17 protein-coding genes are annotated in these 17,035 nt (G+C 67.6%); 10 read left to right on the top strand and 7 right to left on the bottom strand.

Going from position 1 to position 17,035, the window contains the following annotated elements; all coding sequences use genetic code 11:
• Positions 1-28: 28 nt before the first annotated feature.
• Complete coding sequence (rffA, locus tag ASD42_RS32365) at positions 29-1,165, bottom strand: dTDP-4-amino-4,6-dideoxygalactose transaminase (RefSeq protein ID WP_056824291.1); 1,137 nt, start codon at positions 1,163-1,165, stop codon at positions 29-31.
• Complete coding sequence (locus tag ASD42_RS32360; protein WP_200950555.1) at positions 1,162-2,202, bottom strand: glycosyltransferase; 1,041 nt, start codon at positions 2,200-2,202, stop codon at positions 1,162-1,164. The genes rffA and ASD42_RS32360 overlap by 4 nt, the downstream gene beginning before the upstream one ends.
• A 260-nt stretch (positions 2,203-2,462) precedes the next feature.
• On the opposite strand from ASD42_RS32360, the gene ASD42_RS32355 reads away from it, so the two are divergent.
• From ASD42_RS32355 to ASD42_RS32345, 3 genes are read left to right on the top strand one after another with little or no spacing between them, the layout of a single operon-like run.
• Positions 2,463-4,706, top strand: coding sequence for a hypothetical protein (locus tag ASD42_RS32355; protein WP_056824288.1), 2,244 nt, complete (start codon positions 2,463-2,465; stop codon positions 4,704-4,706).
• On the top strand, positions 4,703-5,140 hold the full coding sequence (locus tag ASD42_RS32350) for a GtrA family protein (protein ID WP_056824284.1): 438 nt from the start codon (positions 4,703-4,705) through the stop codon (positions 5,138-5,140). The genes ASD42_RS32355 and ASD42_RS32350 overlap by 4 nt, the downstream gene beginning before the upstream one ends.
• 9 nt (positions 5,141-5,149) lie before the next feature.
• Complete coding sequence (locus tag ASD42_RS32345; protein WP_056824282.1) at positions 5,150-5,374, top strand: Trm112 family protein; 225 nt, start codon at positions 5,150-5,152, stop codon at positions 5,372-5,374.
• Between the two features lie 89 nt (positions 5,375-5,463).
• Here the strand turns inward: ASD42_RS32345 and ASD42_RS32340 are convergent, their stop codons facing one another.
• The 5 genes from ASD42_RS32340 to ASD42_RS32320 all read right to left on the bottom strand — a co-directional run bounded on the left by ASD42_RS32340 (position 5,464) and on the right by ASD42_RS32320 (position 10,193).
• Entirely contained in the window at positions 5,464-6,099 is a 636-nt protein-coding gene (locus tag ASD42_RS32340) for a TetR/AcrR family transcriptional regulator (RefSeq protein ID WP_056824279.1), read from the bottom strand.
• A 35-nt stretch (positions 6,100-6,134) separates the two neighbouring features.
• Complete coding sequence (locus ASD42_RS32335) at positions 6,135-6,896, bottom strand: ABC transporter permease (RefSeq protein ID WP_056824277.1); 762 nt, start codon at positions 6,894-6,896, stop codon at positions 6,135-6,137.
• On the bottom strand, positions 6,893-7,627 hold the full coding sequence (locus ASD42_RS32330; RefSeq protein WP_056824273.1) for an ABC transporter ATP-binding protein: 735 nt from the start codon (positions 7,625-7,627) through the stop codon (positions 6,893-6,895). The genes ASD42_RS32335 and ASD42_RS32330 overlap by 4 nt, the downstream gene beginning before the upstream one ends.
• 72 nt (positions 7,628-7,699) lie before the next feature.
• On the bottom strand, positions 7,700-9,211 hold the full coding sequence (locus tag ASD42_RS32325; RefSeq protein ID WP_056824270.1) for a multicopper oxidase family protein: 1,512 nt from the start codon (positions 9,209-9,211) through the stop codon (positions 7,700-7,702).
• A 91-nt stretch (positions 9,212-9,302) separates the two neighbouring features.
• Positions 9,303-10,193, bottom strand: a complete 891-nt coding sequence (locus ASD42_RS32320; protein WP_056824266.1) for an oxidoreductase — start codon at positions 10,191-10,193, stop codon at positions 9,303-9,305.
• 95 nt (positions 10,194-10,288) lie between these two features.
• Here ASD42_RS32320 and ASD42_RS32315 point away from each other — a divergent pair, with 95 nt between their 5' ends.
• The 7 genes from ASD42_RS32315 (at position 10,289) to tyrS (ending at position 16,595) form a co-directional block, all read left to right on the top strand.
• Positions 10,289-10,846, top strand: coding sequence for a TetR/AcrR family transcriptional regulator (locus tag ASD42_RS32315; RefSeq protein WP_056824261.1), 558 nt, complete (start codon positions 10,289-10,291; stop codon positions 10,844-10,846).
• A 90-nt stretch (positions 10,847-10,936) separates the two neighbouring features.
• The gene (locus ASD42_RS32310; protein ID WP_056824259.1) at positions 10,937-12,115 is read left to right on the top strand and encodes an NAD(P)/FAD-dependent oxidoreductase; all 1,179 of its coding nucleotides are present in this window, start codon (positions 10,937-10,939) and stop codon (positions 12,113-12,115) included.
• A gap of 14 nt (positions 12,116-12,129) precedes the next feature.
• Complete coding sequence (locus ASD42_RS32305) at positions 12,130-13,008, top strand: RNA polymerase sigma-70 factor (RefSeq protein WP_056824256.1); 879 nt, start codon at positions 12,130-12,132, stop codon at positions 13,006-13,008.
• A gap of 74 nt (positions 13,009-13,082) precedes the next feature.
• A complete protein-coding gene (locus ASD42_RS32300) occupies positions 13,083-13,697 on the top strand; it encodes a DNA-3-methyladenine glycosylase (RefSeq protein WP_056824815.1) in 615 nt (204 codons plus the stop codon).
• A gap of 107 nt (positions 13,698-13,804) precedes the next feature.
• On the top strand, positions 13,805-14,227 hold the full coding sequence (locus tag ASD42_RS32295; RefSeq protein ID WP_056824812.1) for a DoxX family protein: 423 nt from the start codon (positions 13,805-13,807) through the stop codon (positions 14,225-14,227).
• Positions 14,228-14,431: 204 nt separating this feature from the next.
• A complete protein-coding gene (locus ASD42_RS32290; protein WP_056824253.1) occupies positions 14,432-15,280 on the top strand; it encodes an alpha/beta hydrolase in 849 nt (282 codons plus the stop codon).
• 28 nt (positions 15,281-15,308) lie between these two features.
• A complete protein-coding gene (tyrS, locus tag ASD42_RS32285; RefSeq protein ID WP_056824249.1) occupies positions 15,309-16,595 on the top strand; it encodes a tyrosine--tRNA ligase in 1,287 nt (428 codons plus the stop codon).
• Positions 16,596-17,035 lie beyond the last annotated feature (440 nt).

Raw genomic sequence — 17,035 nt, 5'->3', positions numbered from 1 at the left:
AACCGGGCGGCCTTGTTCGTAGAGAGGGCTACACCCGGTATTCGGTGACCGCGTCGACGACCCGACCGAGCTGGGCCTCGCTGAGCAACGGCCACAGCGGCAGTCGCACGATCGTCGCCGAGAAGTTCGCCGAGCGCGTGCACGGCACCGGGGTGCGGCCGTACTTGAGGCCGGCCGGGCTCGAGTCCAGCGGAATGTAGTGGAACGGCGCGACGATGCCGCGTTCGGCGAGGTGGGCGATGATGCCGTCGCGGCTGTCCTCGGTGGGCATGCGCAGGTAGAACAGGTGCGCGGTATGGCCCGCGTCGGCGGGCACCGTCATCGGGCGCACGTCGTTGCGCGCGGCCCACTCGGGCAGCGCGGCCGCGTAGGTGTTCCACACACGGTGACGGTTGGCCTGGATGGTGTCGAACTCGGCCAGCTGGGCGTCGAGCACGGCGGCGTTGAGTTCGCTGGGCAGGTAGCTCGAACCGATGTCCTGCCAGGAGTACTTGTCGACCTGACCGCGCAGGAAGCGAGCGCGGTCGGTGCCCTTCTCCCGCATGATCTCGGCGCGACCCATCAGGATCTCGTCCGAGAGCAGCAGCGCGCCGCCCTCGCCGCAGTGCACGTTCTTGGTGTCGTGGAAACTCTGCGTGCCGAGGGTGCCGATCGTGCCGAGTTGCCTGCCACGCCAGGTGCCACCGAGGCCGTGCGCGTTGTCCTCGATGATCGCGACGCCGTGCTGGGCGGCCAGCGCGAGCAGCGGTTCCATGTCGGCGGCGACACCGCCGTAGTGCATCACCACGATGGCCTTGGTGCGGTCGGTGATCGCGGCGGCCGCGGCGGCGGGGTCGATATTGCCGGTGGACTCGTCGATGTCGACGAACACACAGGTGGAACCACGCAATGCCATCGAGGTGGCCGCGGAGGTGAACGCGAAACTGGGGACGATCACCTCGTCGTCGGGGCCGAGCTCGAGCAGCAGCGCGCCCAATTCGAGTGCGTGCGTGCACGAGGTGGTGAGCAGCGCGTGGTCGGCGCCGGTGATGGCCTTGATCTTCGCGGTCGCCGACTTGGTGAATTGACCGTCGCCATGACTGTGATCGGAATCGAGCACGGTCATCAGATTGGGGCGTTCAGCGGCAGCGCGGAACGGCCTGCTGAAGATGATGCGGTCGCTCACTCGCGGTGGCCCTTCTCCGTCGCGGCTGCCGGTACCACGGCGTCGACTAGATGGTTCACGGCCGGCACATGCATCGTATCCGGGCGCGGTGTCGGGGTTTGCACCGTCAGGTAGAGCGGCTTGCCGACCAGGATGTGCAGTGCGACACCGAGATACTCGGCGATCAGTCCGAGCGAGAACAGCATCGCGCCCGAGCACAGCAGCATCACCACGATGATCGAGGCCCAACCCTCGGGATCGTGGTTGTCCTGGGTGAGCGCCTGCACGATGACCACCCCGGCCATGATCACCCCGGCCAGCGCGAGGGTGACCCCGAGCATGCTCACCAGCCGGAGGCCGCGAGTGCCGCTGCACAGCACCATCTTCCAGAACAGCGAGAACAGGCGGCGATAGTTGTAGCCGGACTCCTCACGGCCTTCGGCGCGCAGCACCACCGGCACCGACACCGTATTGCCGACGACCCAGGTGAGCGCCACGTCGAGGTACACACCGTTGGCCGCGACCTCGGCGAGCTGGCGACCGATGTCACCGCGGATCAGCCGGAAGCTCTCGAAGCGTGTCGAATCCGGGAACGCGAACACCGTCGCGAGGACCACTTTGGCGCCGCGTGAGGTGAGATTGCGCAGGAAGCCGTGCGGGCGGGTGTTGGACGGCTTCGAATAGACCAGGTCCGCGCGCGAGGCCAGCGCCGCGTCGAGGAAGTCCGCGATGAACGCGGGGTCGTGCTGACCGTCCTCGTCCATCGTGACGATCCAGTCGCCCTGCGCCGCCGCCATACCGGCGATCGTCGCCGCGTCCTGACCGAAATTGCGGCTCAGCCAGACCGCGCGCACCTGCGGGAAGGAGCCCTCGAGTTCCTGCAGGACGACATCGGAGCGGTCGGGACCGTTGTCGTGGACGAGGATGATCTCCTCGACGGCGAACCGGGCGCCCGCTGCCGTCGTGCTCGGGCCCGTCAGCCGGTCCAACTCGGCGACCAGCGCGGCGATCGTGTCCTCACCCCGGTACACCGGAACGACCACCGACACCGAGTGCACCGGGCTCGACCCGTTGCGATCGGGCGCGCCCGCACGCACCACGGTGTCGGGCCTGGACAAGGGTGCGGACGGAATCGGCATCGCGGACACTTTCGGTAATTTCGGCGGCCGTGGCCGCGCGGTTCTCGGCCGAGAACCAACGGGAGCAGAGACCCTCAGGTGTGGGCACTTTAACACTGCGGCGTGACACCTCGGTGGAAGCGATCCCGCTGTGCGACGGTGCCGGTGCGGGCGTGTGCCTGTAGGGTCTGGTCCTCGTGGTGGAAAGTAGAACCCCGTCCCGTCGTTCCGTCTATATCTGGGGCCTGATCACCTCCCTCGGAGTGATCGCGGGCTATGGGGCGGTTCTCCTCGCCAACGTTCGGCATTTCTATACCGACGACACCGAATCCCAGTACGTCCCGCTGTGGGTGATGCTCGGAAACCGGCTTCGCAACGGTGATCTGCCGGTGATGGTGCCCGAGCACTGGATGGCCGGAAACTACGCGATCGAGGAAGCCGGGCTGCTGAATCCGCCGCAGCTGCTGATCGATCTGATCGCGCCCTCGGTCGACAATCTGGTGCTGTACGCGACCGTGGTGAAGTTGATCTTCGCGATCATCCTCGGCCTCGGTGTCTACCGGATCTGCCTGGCCTACGGCTCGCGTGTGCAGTGGGCGGCGCTGGCCGGCGTCTCGATCTCGTTCACCGGGTGGCTGCTGTTCTTCGACGAGGCCAGCTGGATGACGGCGTTCACCGGCACCGCGTGGATGGTGCACGCGTGGGCGTCGGGGGTTCGGTACTCGCGCGGTCGCGGCGGTCCGATCCCGGTGTTCGTCTACCTCTACCTGGCGATCTCGGTGCAGTACATCTTCCCGGCGGTCGAAGCCGGTCTGATGATCGGCGCGGTCGCGATCGGTGAGCTGATCTACCAGCGGACCTGGCGTCCGTCGCTGAAACTGCTGACCGTGGCAGGGCTGGCGGCGCTGGCGGGAGCGGCCACGTATCTGCCCAGCATGCTGTCGGCGAAGGTCACCTGGCGTGGCACCGCCCAGATCAACAACGACCAGTTCCTCACCGTGCCCTGGTCGGAATCACTGAACGCGAGCCTGCCCTCGACGCTGCCCGCCTTCACCTCGTGGTGGGGTTACGTGCAGCCGCTGCCGGTGGTCTACATCGCCTGGTTCCTGATTCCGGCACTGGCCTTCATCGACTGGGGCAAGGCGCGCGCGGCCTGGCGCGAGCTCAGCGGGATCGCGCTGTTCGCGATCGCGGCGCTGATGTGGACGGCAGGCCCCGGCACGATCGGCCCGCTGCGCTGGCCCGCCCGGGTGCTGCCGATGGTGGCGCTCGGTCTGCTGCTGCTGGTGTGCGTGCTGCTCGGGCGGTTCGCGACGTTCAAGGACTGGCGTGCGCGGGGGATCGCGGCGGCAGTACTGATCGGCTTGCTGTGGGTGCGGTCGTTCTCGGCCGACCCACACAACTGGATCGCGCATGTGATCGCCGCGCTGGCCATTGCCGCGCTCGGGGCCGCGCTGGTGTGGCTGGCGGTGAACAAGGGGATCTCGGCGGCCGTCGCGCTCGCGATCATCGCGGTGTCGCCGATCGCCTACGTCCAGGTGGAGCGGGCGCAGCCGACGCCGATGAGCTGGAATCTGCCCAGCGATCGGGCCGCGGCGCGCGCGGCGTTCCCCGAATTCGCGGGGACCACGCTGCAGCTGGGCGATCGCGCACTGATCCAGCCGGGGGAGCGCACCCTCGACGGCGCCTACGGCTCGCTGGTGTTCGGCAACTACGCCAAGGACATCGAGCGCACCTACGTCAGCGGGTACACCCCCAACGGCCACTTCTGGTTCGGCGACATGCTCTGCATGCGCTGGGACACCAGCGTGTGCCCCGACGCCTACCGCCGCGCGTTCGCGGTCGAGCCGTCGACGGGCAAAACGGTTGTCGATCTGATGAACATCGACCGAGTGGTGCTGCAACGCGCGCTCTACCCGGCCGCGCGCACGGAACCGGCCCCGGCGGGCTGGAAGTGGGTCGACTACCCCGGCCACGAGAACTACATCTCGGTCCTCGAACGCGAGGACGGGCTGATCTCCACCCGCAACGGCCGGATCTCGGCGGTCGAGAACGCCACCGCGGTCTCGACCTCGGAAAGCGATACGACCAGCCGCGTCACCGTGAGCTCCGAGACAGGCGGGCGTGTGGTGTTCGCGCGTCTGGGCTGGCCGGGATACCGGGTGAGCCTCGACGGCAAGGACATCCCGTTCAAGGTCGTCGCGAAGAGTTTCGTCGCCGTCGACATCCCGGCCGGGACCCGCAACGGCGACCTCGAGCTGACCTGGCGTCCGCCGGGCTGGAAGATCGGCGGCGCCGCGATCGGCCTCGGACTGCTCGGCCTCGCGGTGTTCCAGTGGCTGTATGTGCGTGGCCGCAAGCCCGACGACGAGCAGGAGCAGCAGGCCCCGGCGGCGGAGTCGATCGCCGACGACGACACCGCGCTCGCGGACGCGGTGCGATGACTGTCGAGGCGGCGGGCGGCGTGCTCGAGACACCGGGTCCGCTGCTGCGCGTCGTGAAACGGCAGGAGCTGGCGTTCGCGATCGTCGGCGGGTTCAACACCCTGCTCGGCATGGCACTCGTCGTGTTCTGGCTGCACGTGCTCGGCGACGGCAGGCCCGGTCTGGCCGTCGTCGCCGCGTACGCGGTGAGCACGATCGTGGCCTTCGTCCTGCACCGCACCCTGGTGTTTCGCGTGCAGGGCCACCTCGCCCGGGACTTTCTGGCCTTCTGCGGGGTGAACCTGGGTGGTCTGCTGCTCAACGTGATCCTGGTGGAACTGGCGGTCACCGGCCTCGGGTTCCCCGCCGCGCCGGCCTCGGTGATCGTCATGGGTCTGGTCGCGGTGCTCAGCTTCTTCGGACACCGCTACATCTCGTTCCGACGGGCGCGGTAGGTTAGGCACATGGCGCACGAATCCACCATCGACGCAACCCTGCTCGGCCTGCTGGCCTGCCCCCAGGACAAGGGCCCGCTGCAGCTGGTGCGCACCGAAGCCGATGTGAGTGTGCTCTACAACCCCCGGCTGCGTCGGGCCTACCCGATCGACAACGGCATCCCGGTGCTGCTGATCGACGAGGCCCGCGACGTCACCGCCGCCGAACATGAATTCTTCGTCGCCGAATCCTGACCGGCCCATCCGGTAGCCGCCCCACTACGCGGCGATGCTGCGGTCGTGGACTCCGGCGGTCGGCGAGGTGACGGTGAGCTCGCGCTGTTTCACCAACTGCCGGTGTCGATATCGCCTGTCAGATAGCGCTGGATAACCGGGCCGACAGCATCGACCACGAGATCGATCGGCATCGAGGCCAGCGGTTCCAGTGCGATGATCTTGCGGGCGGTCAGCACCCCCACCATCTGGGCCGCGGCCAGCGAGACTCTGGCGCGTCCGTCGTCAGCTGGGGTCGCGATGCGCACGCGGACCCGTTCCAGCACCACCTGGAGCAGGAACGAGCGTGCGAGATTCTGATCGCCGCCCGCGAAAATGCTGCGCACCATGGCGACGATGCCAGGTCCGGCGGGGGAGTCCCACACCGTGACGACCGCGCGCACGATCGTCTGCCCGAGCTCGTCGAGCGGTGCGGCGTCGACCGCGAGCAGCGTCGTGTCCGGGTCGACCGGGAAGTCCACCGCGGCGGCGAACAGTTGCTGCTTGTTGCCGAAATAGTGATGCACCAGGGCCGGGTCGACATCGGCATCGGCCGCGATCGCGCGGATGGATGTCTTGTCGAACCCGGTGCCCGCGAACCGCACCCGCGCCGCGTCGAGAATCGCCAGCCTGGTGTCGGCATTGCCCGGCCTGCGCCCCGTGCGACCGGATTTCGCTGTGCCGGAACCGGATTCGCCGTCACTCATGGGGTGCTCCTCTCGTCGTTGCCTGGCCTCGGTCGCTAGGGGGTGCGTCGACGCAGAGTAGCCGCGGCGAGGCCGAGTGCCACCACCGCGAACCCGGCGACGACGGCGGTATCGCGCCACATCGCGGCCGTCGGCTCGGCGTGCACCGACACCTGCTGCAGCGCGTCCACCGCGTAACTCAACGGCATCACATTGCTGATCGCCTCCAGCCATTCGGGTAGCCGGTCGCGCGGAACCAACAGCCCGCACAGGAAGATCTGCGGCGCGACGATCACCGGCATGAACTGCACGGCCTGGAACTCGGTGCGCGCGAAGGCGCTCGCCAGCAGTCCGAGCCCGACCCCGCAGACCGCGTCGACCATCGCGATCAGCATGACCCAACCGGGGCTGCCCGCGGCATCGAGCCCGAGCAGCCAGAACGCGACCACGCAGGCGACCGCGGCCTGTGCGCCCGCGGCCAGGGAGAACGCGCTGCCGTACCCGGCGAGCAGATCGAGCTTGCTCAGGGGAGTGGTGAGCAGCCGTTCGAGGGTGCCCGATGTGCGTTCGCGCTGCATCGCGATCGCGGTGATCAGGAACATCACGATGAACGGCAGGATCCCGAGCATGGTGATACCCACCCGGTCGAACATCGTGAGCGGGGAGTGCGGCGCGCGCGGCGCGTCCTGATAGATGAAGTACAACAGCGTCATGAGCAGGGCGGGAACCACCAGGATCATCGCCACGGTGCGGTGATCGTTGCGCAGTTGTCGCAGAATCCGGCCGGTGGTCGCGGTGTAGGGGCGCAGGGTGGTCATCGGTGCTCTCCCATCGTGATCAAGGTCAGGAAAGCGGCCTCGAGGTTCTGTTCGTCGGTGCGCTCGCGCAGTTCGTCGGGGCTGAGCTGGGCCAGCAGTTCGCCGTCGCGCATCAGCAGCAGCTTGTCGCAGTGTTCGGCCTCGTCCATCACATGACTCGACACCAGCAAAGTCGTTCCCGCCGCGGCCAATTCGCGGAACTGCTTCCACAACTCCACGCGCAACACCGGATCCAGGCCCACCGTCGGTTCGTCGAGTACGAGCAGCTCGGGCTTGCCGACGAGCGCGCACGCCAGCGACGCCCTGGTCTTCTGCCCGCCCGAGAGCTGATCGCCGAGCTGATCGGCGTGATCGGCCAAACCGACTGCGCCGAGCGCGGATTCGGTGTCGTCCCGGCCGCGCCCGTAGAGCGCGGCGTAGTAGGCCACGTTGTCGCGGACGCTGATGTCGGCGTAGATGCTCGGCGCCTGGGTGACATAGCCGACCCGACGACGTAACCCAGCGCTGCCCGCGGGCTCCCCGAGCACGGTGACAGTGCCCGACTCCACCAGCTGCGTTCCCACGATGCTGCGCAGCAGGGTGGTCTTCCCGCAGCCGGAAGGACCGAGCAAGCCGGTGATCGAGCCGCGCGGGATGTCCAGGGTCAGGCCGCGGAGGACGGGACGTTTTCCGCGCTGAACGGTCAGGCCCGCGACCTGGACGACCATCGGTGGCGGTGCGGTGTGCGACATGGTCGCCTCAATTCATCGAGTGTTGAATTCACTACGTGATGAATTTAGCGCGACGGTGTCGATGTGGCAAGGTCAGTGGGCGTGTCCCGGGGGTGTTTCGGCCTGCTGACCAGGTTCGACGACCGTGAACTGGCCCATCATTCCGACATCTTCGTGCCACAGGAGGTGGCAGTGATACATGTACGGCGTCGTCGGATCGGCCGGTCCGTCGAAGCGCAGAGCCAGGGTCGCGGCCGTATTCGGTGGCAGGAAAATCGTGTCCTTGGGGCCGGTCAGCTCGGGTGGGGGCGGGGCGCCGTCGTAGGCGAGCACCCGGAACTGCACATCGTGGACGTGAAAGTTGTGTGCCATCCCGTCGATGTTGTGCACGACCCAGGTCTCGGTGGTGCCCCGGGTGACGGTGGTGTCGATGCGGCTCATGTCCATGCGCTCGCCGTTGATGCCGCCGAGGGTGAGGTCGAATCGACGTTGCACGACCGAGTCCGCGCCGTCGGGAATCGACGGCGGCACCAGGGCATCCGGCAGCGCGGGGGAGGGCCGCAAGGTGGCGGCGGCGCGCAGTTCGAGGACATCGAAGGTGTCGTCGCCACCGGAGAACCGGTTCGACCAGAAGCCGAGGCCCGCCTCGAGCTTCTCGCTCCGCAACACGGTGCGTTCGCCGGGCGACATCCGAACCACGATCTCCGCGCGTTCACCGGGGGAGAGACGGATGCGATCCAGCGTGACGGGCTGTTCGAGCAGGCCGCCGTCGGAGCCGATCGTGGCGAACGGGCGGGCGTCGTCGAAGGCGAAGGTGTAGATCCGCGCGGTCGAGGCATTGAGCAGGCGCAGCCGCACCGATTCGTCGCCGACCTCCTGATAGGGAGACAGGGTGCCGTTGACCATGGTGCGATCGCCGAGGAACCCGGTATCGCGGAAGATCGCGTGCGCGCCGTCGAGGCGGCGGCCGCGCAGGCGCATGTCCTGCACGATCACCGGGATGTCGTCGATGCCGTAGGTGCTCGGCAGCGGCAGCTCCGCGCTCGGCACGTCGTCGATCAGGAACATCCCCGCCAGGCCGCGGCGCACGTGATCCTCGGTCGCGCCGTGTGGGTGTGGGTGGTACCAGAGGGTCGAAGCAGGTTGGGCGACAGTCCATTCCGGCGTCCACGACGCGCCGGGATCGACCATCTGGTGCGGTCCGCCGTCCATGGCGGCGGGTAGATGCATGCCGTGCCAGTGCACTGTCGAGGCCTCGGGCAACTGGTTGCGCACCTGGACCCGCACGCGCTCGCCGCGGGCCGCGCGCAGTGTCGGGCCGAGATAGCTGCCGTTGAAACCCCAGGTCTCGGTGGCGCGGCCGGGCTCGAAGGTGGTTGTCCCGGATTGCATATCGAGCGAGAACGTCCGGGTGCCGTCGGCGTCGACGGTCGACTCGGCCAGCGGTGGAATGACCAGTGGCCGAGTGAATTCTGTCGTCCCCACGGTGGAGATATCGGCGGAGGCCCACGTCCAGCTCACCGCGCCTGCGATCGCGGTGATCAGGGCGAGGGCGACAACGGCGACACCGAGCAGAATGCGTCGCGGGCGAGCACGAGAAGACATGCTCCGACGATAGGAATCCGGACCCTCGCCGCACATCGGGAAGCGCCCCCATCTTCACCCTGGGAACTACCCCCGAGTGGCCGAGGTCGGTTCAGGTTTCGAATGCGACGCCGGTCAGTTCTTCGGATACCGCCCACAACCGAGCCTGGCTGTCGCGCTGGTGCGCACGCTCGGCGGCCTCGGCCTGTCCCGGGAATCCGCCGATCTCGAAAAGACCTGACGGGCCGTAGTATTGGCCGCCCGACGCGGCAGGATCGGTGGCGGCGCGCAGCGTCGGCAGCGCGCCCATGGCGGGCGTGCGGCCGAACAGACGAGCGATCGCCAGATTCGGTAGCCGGAACGCGGCGGGCGAGTAGCGGAAGACCTCGGTGCTGGCGCCACCAGGATGGGCGGCGAGCGCTTCGGCCGGGGTGCCCGCGAGCCTGCGGTCGAGTTCGTAGGTGAACATCAGGTTCGCCAGTTTCGACTTGGCATAGGAATTTCCGGTCGTTGCGGCCGGGTCGGCGGCGTCGATCCGGCCGAACCGGTGGCCGATGCTGCTGACGGTGACGACTCGCGCCGCGGCAGCCGCGACGATGCGGTCGATGAGCAGCCCGGTGAGGGCGAAATGGCCCAGATGATTGATGCCGAACTGGATCTCGAACCCGTCCTCGGTGCGACCGGTCAACCCCGTGACGCCCGCGTTGTTGATCAACAGATCGATACGGTCGAATCGGCTGCGGATCGTCGCGGCCGCGGCGCGGACCGAAGACAGGTCGGCCAGATCGAGTTCAACGCAGTCGATCGAGGTTCCGGGTGACCGCTCGGTAATTCGCCGGGCCGCGTCCTCGGCCCGGCTCCGGTCGCGGCACGCCAGGACGACGCGGGCGCCGTGTTCGGCAAGCGCGCGAGCCGTTTCGAAGCCGAGGCCGGTATTGGCGCCGGTGACGACGGCGACTCTGCCGGTCAGATCAGGGATATCTGCTTCGGTCCATCTGTTCAATCGACTCACTCCTAAAGGTGAATGCCTGGTTCAGGTTAAAGTGAACCAGTGGTTCATGTTATTCGCAAGACTGGATCTGCGAGGATGGCGGCGAGATGAACGGTCAACCCCTGCGCGTGGACGCGCTGCGTAATCGTCAGGCGATCCTCACCGCCGCACGCGAACTCGTCGCCGCGCGCGGGCCCGAGGTCGGCATGGATCAGATTGCCGCGGCGGCGGACGTCGCGGTCGGCACCCTGTATCGGCACTTCCCGGCCAAGAAGGACCTGATCGAGGCAATCGCTGCCGATCTTGTCGACGGTGTCGGCGAGTCATTGGATGCCGTACTCGAAGCTGTCGAGAACGGCACGAGTTCGGGCCTCGACGCGCTCGTCGCACTGTTTCGACGCGTCGTGATCGACCTGCGCCAGGAGCGGCTGTTCCGGCTCGCCGTCACGGGAGTCGCCGACGAGTCGTTGCGTGAGATCCAGCGGCGCGGCCGGGCGGCAGTCGAGCGGTTGGTCGCCGCGGCGCATGGTGACGGCGCGTTGTATCCCGACGTCACCGCCGATGATGTCGTACTGCTGCTGAGTGCCGCGCCGGTCGAGCCGATGCCGGAGGCGGAGCGGCGGCGGTGGCTGATTCTGATGCGAAGGGCGCTCACGCCGCCGTAAAGAGTGATGTGATGCAGGTCACATAAAAGCCTGTCACGTTGGTCGCGGCTCACTTGTCCTATGCACATCCCATCGACAAGGAGCACCGCAATGACCACCACCACGCACCGCATCGTTGTTCTCGGCGCCGGCTACACCGGCATGCTGGCCGCGATCCGCCTGGCGCGGCGTACCAGGAAGCTGGATGTGGCGATCACGCTGGTCAACCCGTCGGCCCGCTTCACCGAGCGGCTGCGGATGCACCAGATCGCCGCGGGTCAGGAACTCGCGCATCACGACATCCCGGAAATCCTCGACGGTACCGGCATCGAATTCGTCCAGGGCCGGGTCACCGCGATCGACCCCGCCGCCCAGCGCGTCCAGGTCGACGGCGCCGGCGAACTCGCCTACGACGAACTGGTCTACGCCCTCGGCAGCACCGCCGAGACGACTCTCGTGCCCGGCGTCGCCGAGCACGCCATGACCCTCGACGACCCGCGCCGAGCCCACGAATTCGCAGGCGAGCTGGCCACTCTCGCGGCCGAGGGCGGTTCCGTCGCCGTCTGCGGTGGCGGTCTCACCGGCATCGAAGCCGCCGCCGAGATCGCGGAAAGCCACCCCGGTCTGCGCGTCACGCTGATCAGCTCGGGCGAGCCGGGGGCGATGATGGGCGACAAGGCCCGCACGCATCTGAACAAGACACTGGATCGGCTCGGCGTCGTCCGCGAGATCGGCGTGCGTGTTGCCGAAGTGCAGCCTGACGCGGTCGAGCTCGCAGACGGCACAGTGATCGGCGCCGACCTCATCCTCTGGACCACGGGTGTGCGGGTCTCGCCGCTGGCCACCGAGGCGGGCATCGAGACCGACTCGCGTGGACTGATCGTCGTCGACCCCACACTGAAGTCGGTGTCGCACCCCACGATTCACGCGATCGGTGACGCCGCCGCCGTCCGCCAGGCCTGGGGTCGGGTACACGGCACCTGCCAGAGCGGGCTGCCCACCGCCGCCTACACCGCCGACGTGATCGCCGCCGAACTGCGCGGCAAGAGGATTCGTCCGTTCCGTTTCGGCTACTTCCACCAGCCCGTCAGCCTGGGCCGCCGCGACGCGGTCATCCAGTTCACCAAGGCCGACGACAGCCCACGCCGCCTCTACCTGACCGGCTGGGCCGCGCGCACCTACAAGGAGATGGTCAGCAGCAGCCCCGTGCCGACCTTCAAGGCCAGCAAGAAGATGACCATGAACGTGCAATTGTCCAAGGGCGGTAGCGCAACCCGCGCCGCCGCGTGAAGTAGGTTGACGCCGTGGCCGACCAGGATCCGTTCCTCGAACACCGTCGCCTGTTGTTCGCGACGGCCTATCGCATGCTCGGCACCGTCACCGACGCCGAGGACGTCCTGCAGGACACCTGGCTCAAGTGGAACGACACCGACCGCACCGCGGTCGCCCACCCCAGGGCTTACCTGGTCCGCACGGTCACCAATCTCTCGCTCAACCGGCTCACCTCCGCCCGCGCGACCCGCGAAAGCTATGTCGGCCCCTGGCTTCCCGAGCCGGTGCTGACATCGCCCGATATCGCCGAGGACACCGAATTGGCCGATACCGTCTCCACCGCCATGCTCGTCGTGCTGGAAACCCTCACCCCCGTCGAACGCGCGGTGTTCCTGCTGCGCGAAGTGTTCGGCTACTCGCATGCCGAAATCGCCGAAGCCTTGAACCGTCCCGAGGCTAGTGTGCGCCAGATCGCGCACCGCGCGAAGAGCCACGTCCAGTCGCGCCGCCCACGATTCGATACCGACAAGACCGCTCGCGCCCAGGTCACCGCACAATTCATGGCAGCCTGCGCCGGTGGTGACCTCAACGCCCTGATGGACCTGCTCGCCCCCGATGTCACGTGTTGGTCCGACGGCGGCGGCGTGGTCACCGCCGCGCGCCGCCCGCTGCACGGTCCCGACCATGTCGCCCGCTGGATCCTCGGCGTCCTCGCGAAACCGTCGTCCGCGGGCTTCGAACTCACCGCGGCCGACATCAACGGCGAGCTCGGCGCACTGGCCTCCTTCGCCGGAAACCCCGGCGCCGCCTTCACTTTCGACCTGGTCGACGGCCACATCCAGCACCTGCGGTTCCAGGTCAACCCCGGCAAACTGGCAGGTCTGTATCGCGGCACCGACCTGCTCGGCTGACAAATCCTTTGCCGGTTCGCCGTTGCCTGACCCGGCCGCCACGGGGCACCGAGGTGCGAGCGAGAATGAAGATCGTGTCCGCCCAGGAACTGGCCGTCGATCCGCCCGCCGCCGCGCACCGGCTGCTCGGCGCCATCCTGACGTCGGGTCCGGTGGCGCTGCGCATCGTGGAAGTCGAGGCCTACGGCAGCGACCCCGACGGTCCGTGGCCCGATCCGGCCGCGCACTCCTGGCCGGGCCCCACGGCGCGCAACGCGGTGATGTTCGGCCCGGCCGGGCGGCTCTACGTCTATCGCTCGTACGGAATTCACCTGTGTGTGAACGTGACCGGTGGCTACGACGGTGAGGCCGGTGCGGTGCTCGTTCGAGCGGCAGAAGTGGTCGACGGCATCGATCTCGCGCGCGAGCGCAGGCCCGCTGCCCGCAAGGACACCGATCTGGCGAGGGGGCCGGGCAATGTCGGCAGCGCACTCGGCGTCAGCATGTCCGACTACGGAACCGAACTGTTCGACCCCTTCTCCGCCCTGCACCTCGAACTGAAACCACCTGTGCCACAAGAAGATATCGCGTCCGGTCCGCGCGTCGGGGTCAGCGTCGCGGCCGAGGTGCCATGGCGGTTCTGGCTTGCGGCCTCGCCCGCCGTCTCGGTCTATCGGCGCAGCCCACGCGCGCCCGAACCGAGGACGTAGCAGCGTGCGGAAAATCCTTTGCCGACAGCGATGAGTTCGCGGGCGATGGTCCGTCTTATCTGGTGAACGCGCTACCGACCGAGCGCGACCGACCCGAAGGACACGAAATGACCACCGCAACCCCTTCCGCGAACTTCTCCGACGCCGCCTACCAGCCCGGCAAGATCCGCAACCGCGTCCTGTGGACCTTGCAGGTAGTGCTCGGCCTGTTCTTCATCATCGCTTCGGGCGGTCCGAAGCTCGTCATCCCGAACACCTTGATGGAGAACGCCCCCGAGAATCTGACCATCCCCCTCGGGCTGCTGATCTTCATCGGAGTCGTCGAGGTAGCGGGCGGTATCGGCCTGATGGTGCCGCGACTCAGTGGTCTGGCCGCCGCCGGACTGTCCGTGCTCACCGTGCTCGCCGCCGCGACGCAGGCCTTCATCGCCGACAAGCCCGCGATGGGAATCTTCCCGCTGGTGCTCGCCGCGATCTTCGCCTGGATCGCCTACGAACGTCGCGCCACCATCACCGCGCTGGTGCGCTGATCTGCGACTCGACACGCTGACGATCGCCGGAGCCCGGGGGGTTCCGGCGATCGTCGGCGTGCCGAGGAGTGTCGGCCGACGAGGCGCTTCGGCCGCGGAGCCAAGATCACCCCGCCGATCTCGTCGGCGAACCCAATTGGGCGAATCGGACCGGAATGCGACGATCGAAGACCACGTCGAAAGACCGTACGAGCAGGAGCGCCCGTGTTCACTTTCCCCAGCATCGACGGCACCGCCATCCATGTGCGGAGCTGGCTCCCCACGGATGCCGAGCCGCGTGGCGTCGTGCAGATCGCGCACGGCATGGGCGAGCACTCCGACCGTTACGGTCATCTCGCCGAACGACTCGCCGGCCTCGGATTCGCCGTCTACGCCGACGATCACCGTGGCCACGGTCTCAGCATGGGCACGGTCCCCGGTGACCTCGGCCCCGACGGCTGGAACCTGCTCGTCGCCGACGAGGTCGCGCTCACCGAGATCCTGCGCGAACGCCACCCCGGCCTGCCCGTCACCCTGATCGGCCACAGCCTCGGCTCGTTCGCCGTGCAGCAGTACCTCCTCGACCACTCCGACCTCGTCGACGAGGTCGTCCTGAGCGGCACGACCGCCGTCGACGGGCTGTTCGGCGAGATCGCGGCCGCCGGCGGTGACCTGATCGGATTCTTCAACGCCGAATTCCAGCCCACCCGCACCGAGGCCGACTGGATCAGCCGCGACGAAGCCCAGGTCGACGCCTACAACGCCGACCCCTGGTGCGGTTTCGCCATCGACGACACCAATATGGGTCTGCTCGCGGCCAACGCCCAGACTCGGTTGTCGAACCCGAGCACGGTACGCACCGACCTGCCGATCTATGTGATGGTGGGCGAGAAGGACCCGCTCAACAACAAGCTGCGCCTGTCCGACCTGCTCGTGCAGCGTTACCGCGGCGCGGGCCTGAACGACCTCACCTATCAGGTCTACCCGGACGCCCGCCACGAAGTCCTCAACGAAACCAACCGCGACGAGGTCGAAGCGGATCTGCTCGCCTGGATCACCCGCGCACGCGACTGACGAACCGCATGCGGAAAGATAGGTCAGCGTGACCGGCGACATCTTCGACGAACTGACCTGGCGCGGCCTGATCGCGCAGTCCACCGACCTGGACGAGCTGCGCGCTGCCGCGGCCGCCGCACCCCTGACGCTCTATGCCGGCTTCGATCCGACCGCCGCCAGCCTGCACGCCGGCCACCTCGTCCCGCTGCTCGCGCTCAAGCGCTTCCAGCTGGCCGGGCATCGGCCGATCGTGCTCGCCGGCGGCGCGACCGGAATGATCGGCGACCCGCGTGACGTGGGCGAACGCACCATGAACTCGACCGACACCGTGGCCGAGTGGGCACAGCGGATCAGGGGCCAGCTCGAGCGTTTCGTCGACCTCGACGAATCGCCGACCGGGGCGGTCATCGTCAACAACATGGACTGGACGGGCCCGCTGTCGACCGTCGACTTCCTGCGCGATATCGGCAAGCACTTCTCGGTGAACGTCATGCTCGCCCGCGACACCGTCAAGCGGCGGCTCGAAGGCGACGGCATCTCCTACACCGAGTTCAGCTACATGCTGCTGCAGGCCAACGACTACCTGCAGTTGCGGCGCGAGCACGGCTGCACGTTGCAGGTCGGTGGCTCCGATCAGTGGGGCAACATCATCGCCGGCGTGGAGCTGAACCGGCGAGTCGACGGCGCGCATGTGCACGCGCTCACCGTGCCGCTGGTGACCTCGGCCGACGGCAAGAAGTTCGGCAAGTCCACCGGTGGCGGCAGCCTGTGGCTCGACCCCGAACTGACCAGCCCCTACGCCTGGTACCAGTACTTCGTGAACACCGCCGACGCCGACGTCGTGCGCTACCTGCGCTGGTTCACCTTCCTGAGTCGCGAAGAACTCGACGAACTCGAGCAGGCGACGGTGGAACGTCCGTTCGCCCGCGAGGCACAGAAGCGCCTGGCCGCGGAGATGACCACGTTGGTGCACGGCGCGGACGAGACCCGCGCGGTGGAACTGGCCAGCGGGGCGCTGTTCGGTCGCGGTGAGCTGGGTGAACTTCCGCTGTCCACGCTCGGTGCGGCGCTGCGCGAAACCGCGGTGGACGGCAAGGTGGCCGAGGTCGTGCCCGGTGAACCGAACACGATCGTCGACCTGCTCGTCGCGTCGGGCCTGTGCGAGAGCAAGGGAGCGGCCCGCCGGGTGGTCAACGAAGGCGGCGCGTCGGTGAACAACCAGCGGGTGAGCGACGTCGAATGGACTCCGTCCGATGCCGACTACCTGCACGGTGAGTGGCTGGTGCTGCGGCGCGGAAAGAAGAACATGGCGGGCGTGCATCGGATAGCCTGACGTCGTTGCGGAGGCCTGAGTCACATGCGTGTGATTCAGGCCGGCGCAGCGGCTGAGCGCACCGCCGTGACCTGCGGAGATCCGGTGTTGTCCAGGCGATTTGACGCGGCGTTATCCGGCGCGTAACTTATTGGAAGTCAGAGCGACACGGACACCAACCCGGAGCCGAGACGCTAGCCCGAGAGGCTGGCGGGCCAAGGGAAAACGCGGTAGTACGGGGAAAGCGCCTGACAGAGCTGAAGATCTTGTGACCAGGCTTACGATTGACATCGTCTGGACGTGAGGTTAGGCTGGAACAGTTGCCCTTCGGAAGATCCGGAAAGATCCGGTTATTCTGTTTGTGCGTGTGTTCTTTGAGAACTCAATAGTGTGTCGATGAATGTCAGTGCCAATAATTATTATTGGTTCCAATCTTTCATGTACCCCCCGGTCGTGGGAGG

Source organism: Nocardia sp. Root136 (assembly GCF_001427185.1).
GTDB classification, from domain to species: Bacteria; Actinomycetota; Actinomycetes; order Mycobacteriales; family Mycobacteriaceae; genus Nocardia; species Nocardia salmonicida.
Note: the sequence above shows the minus strand (reverse complement) of the source record. Positions and strands in the feature narration are given on the sequence as shown.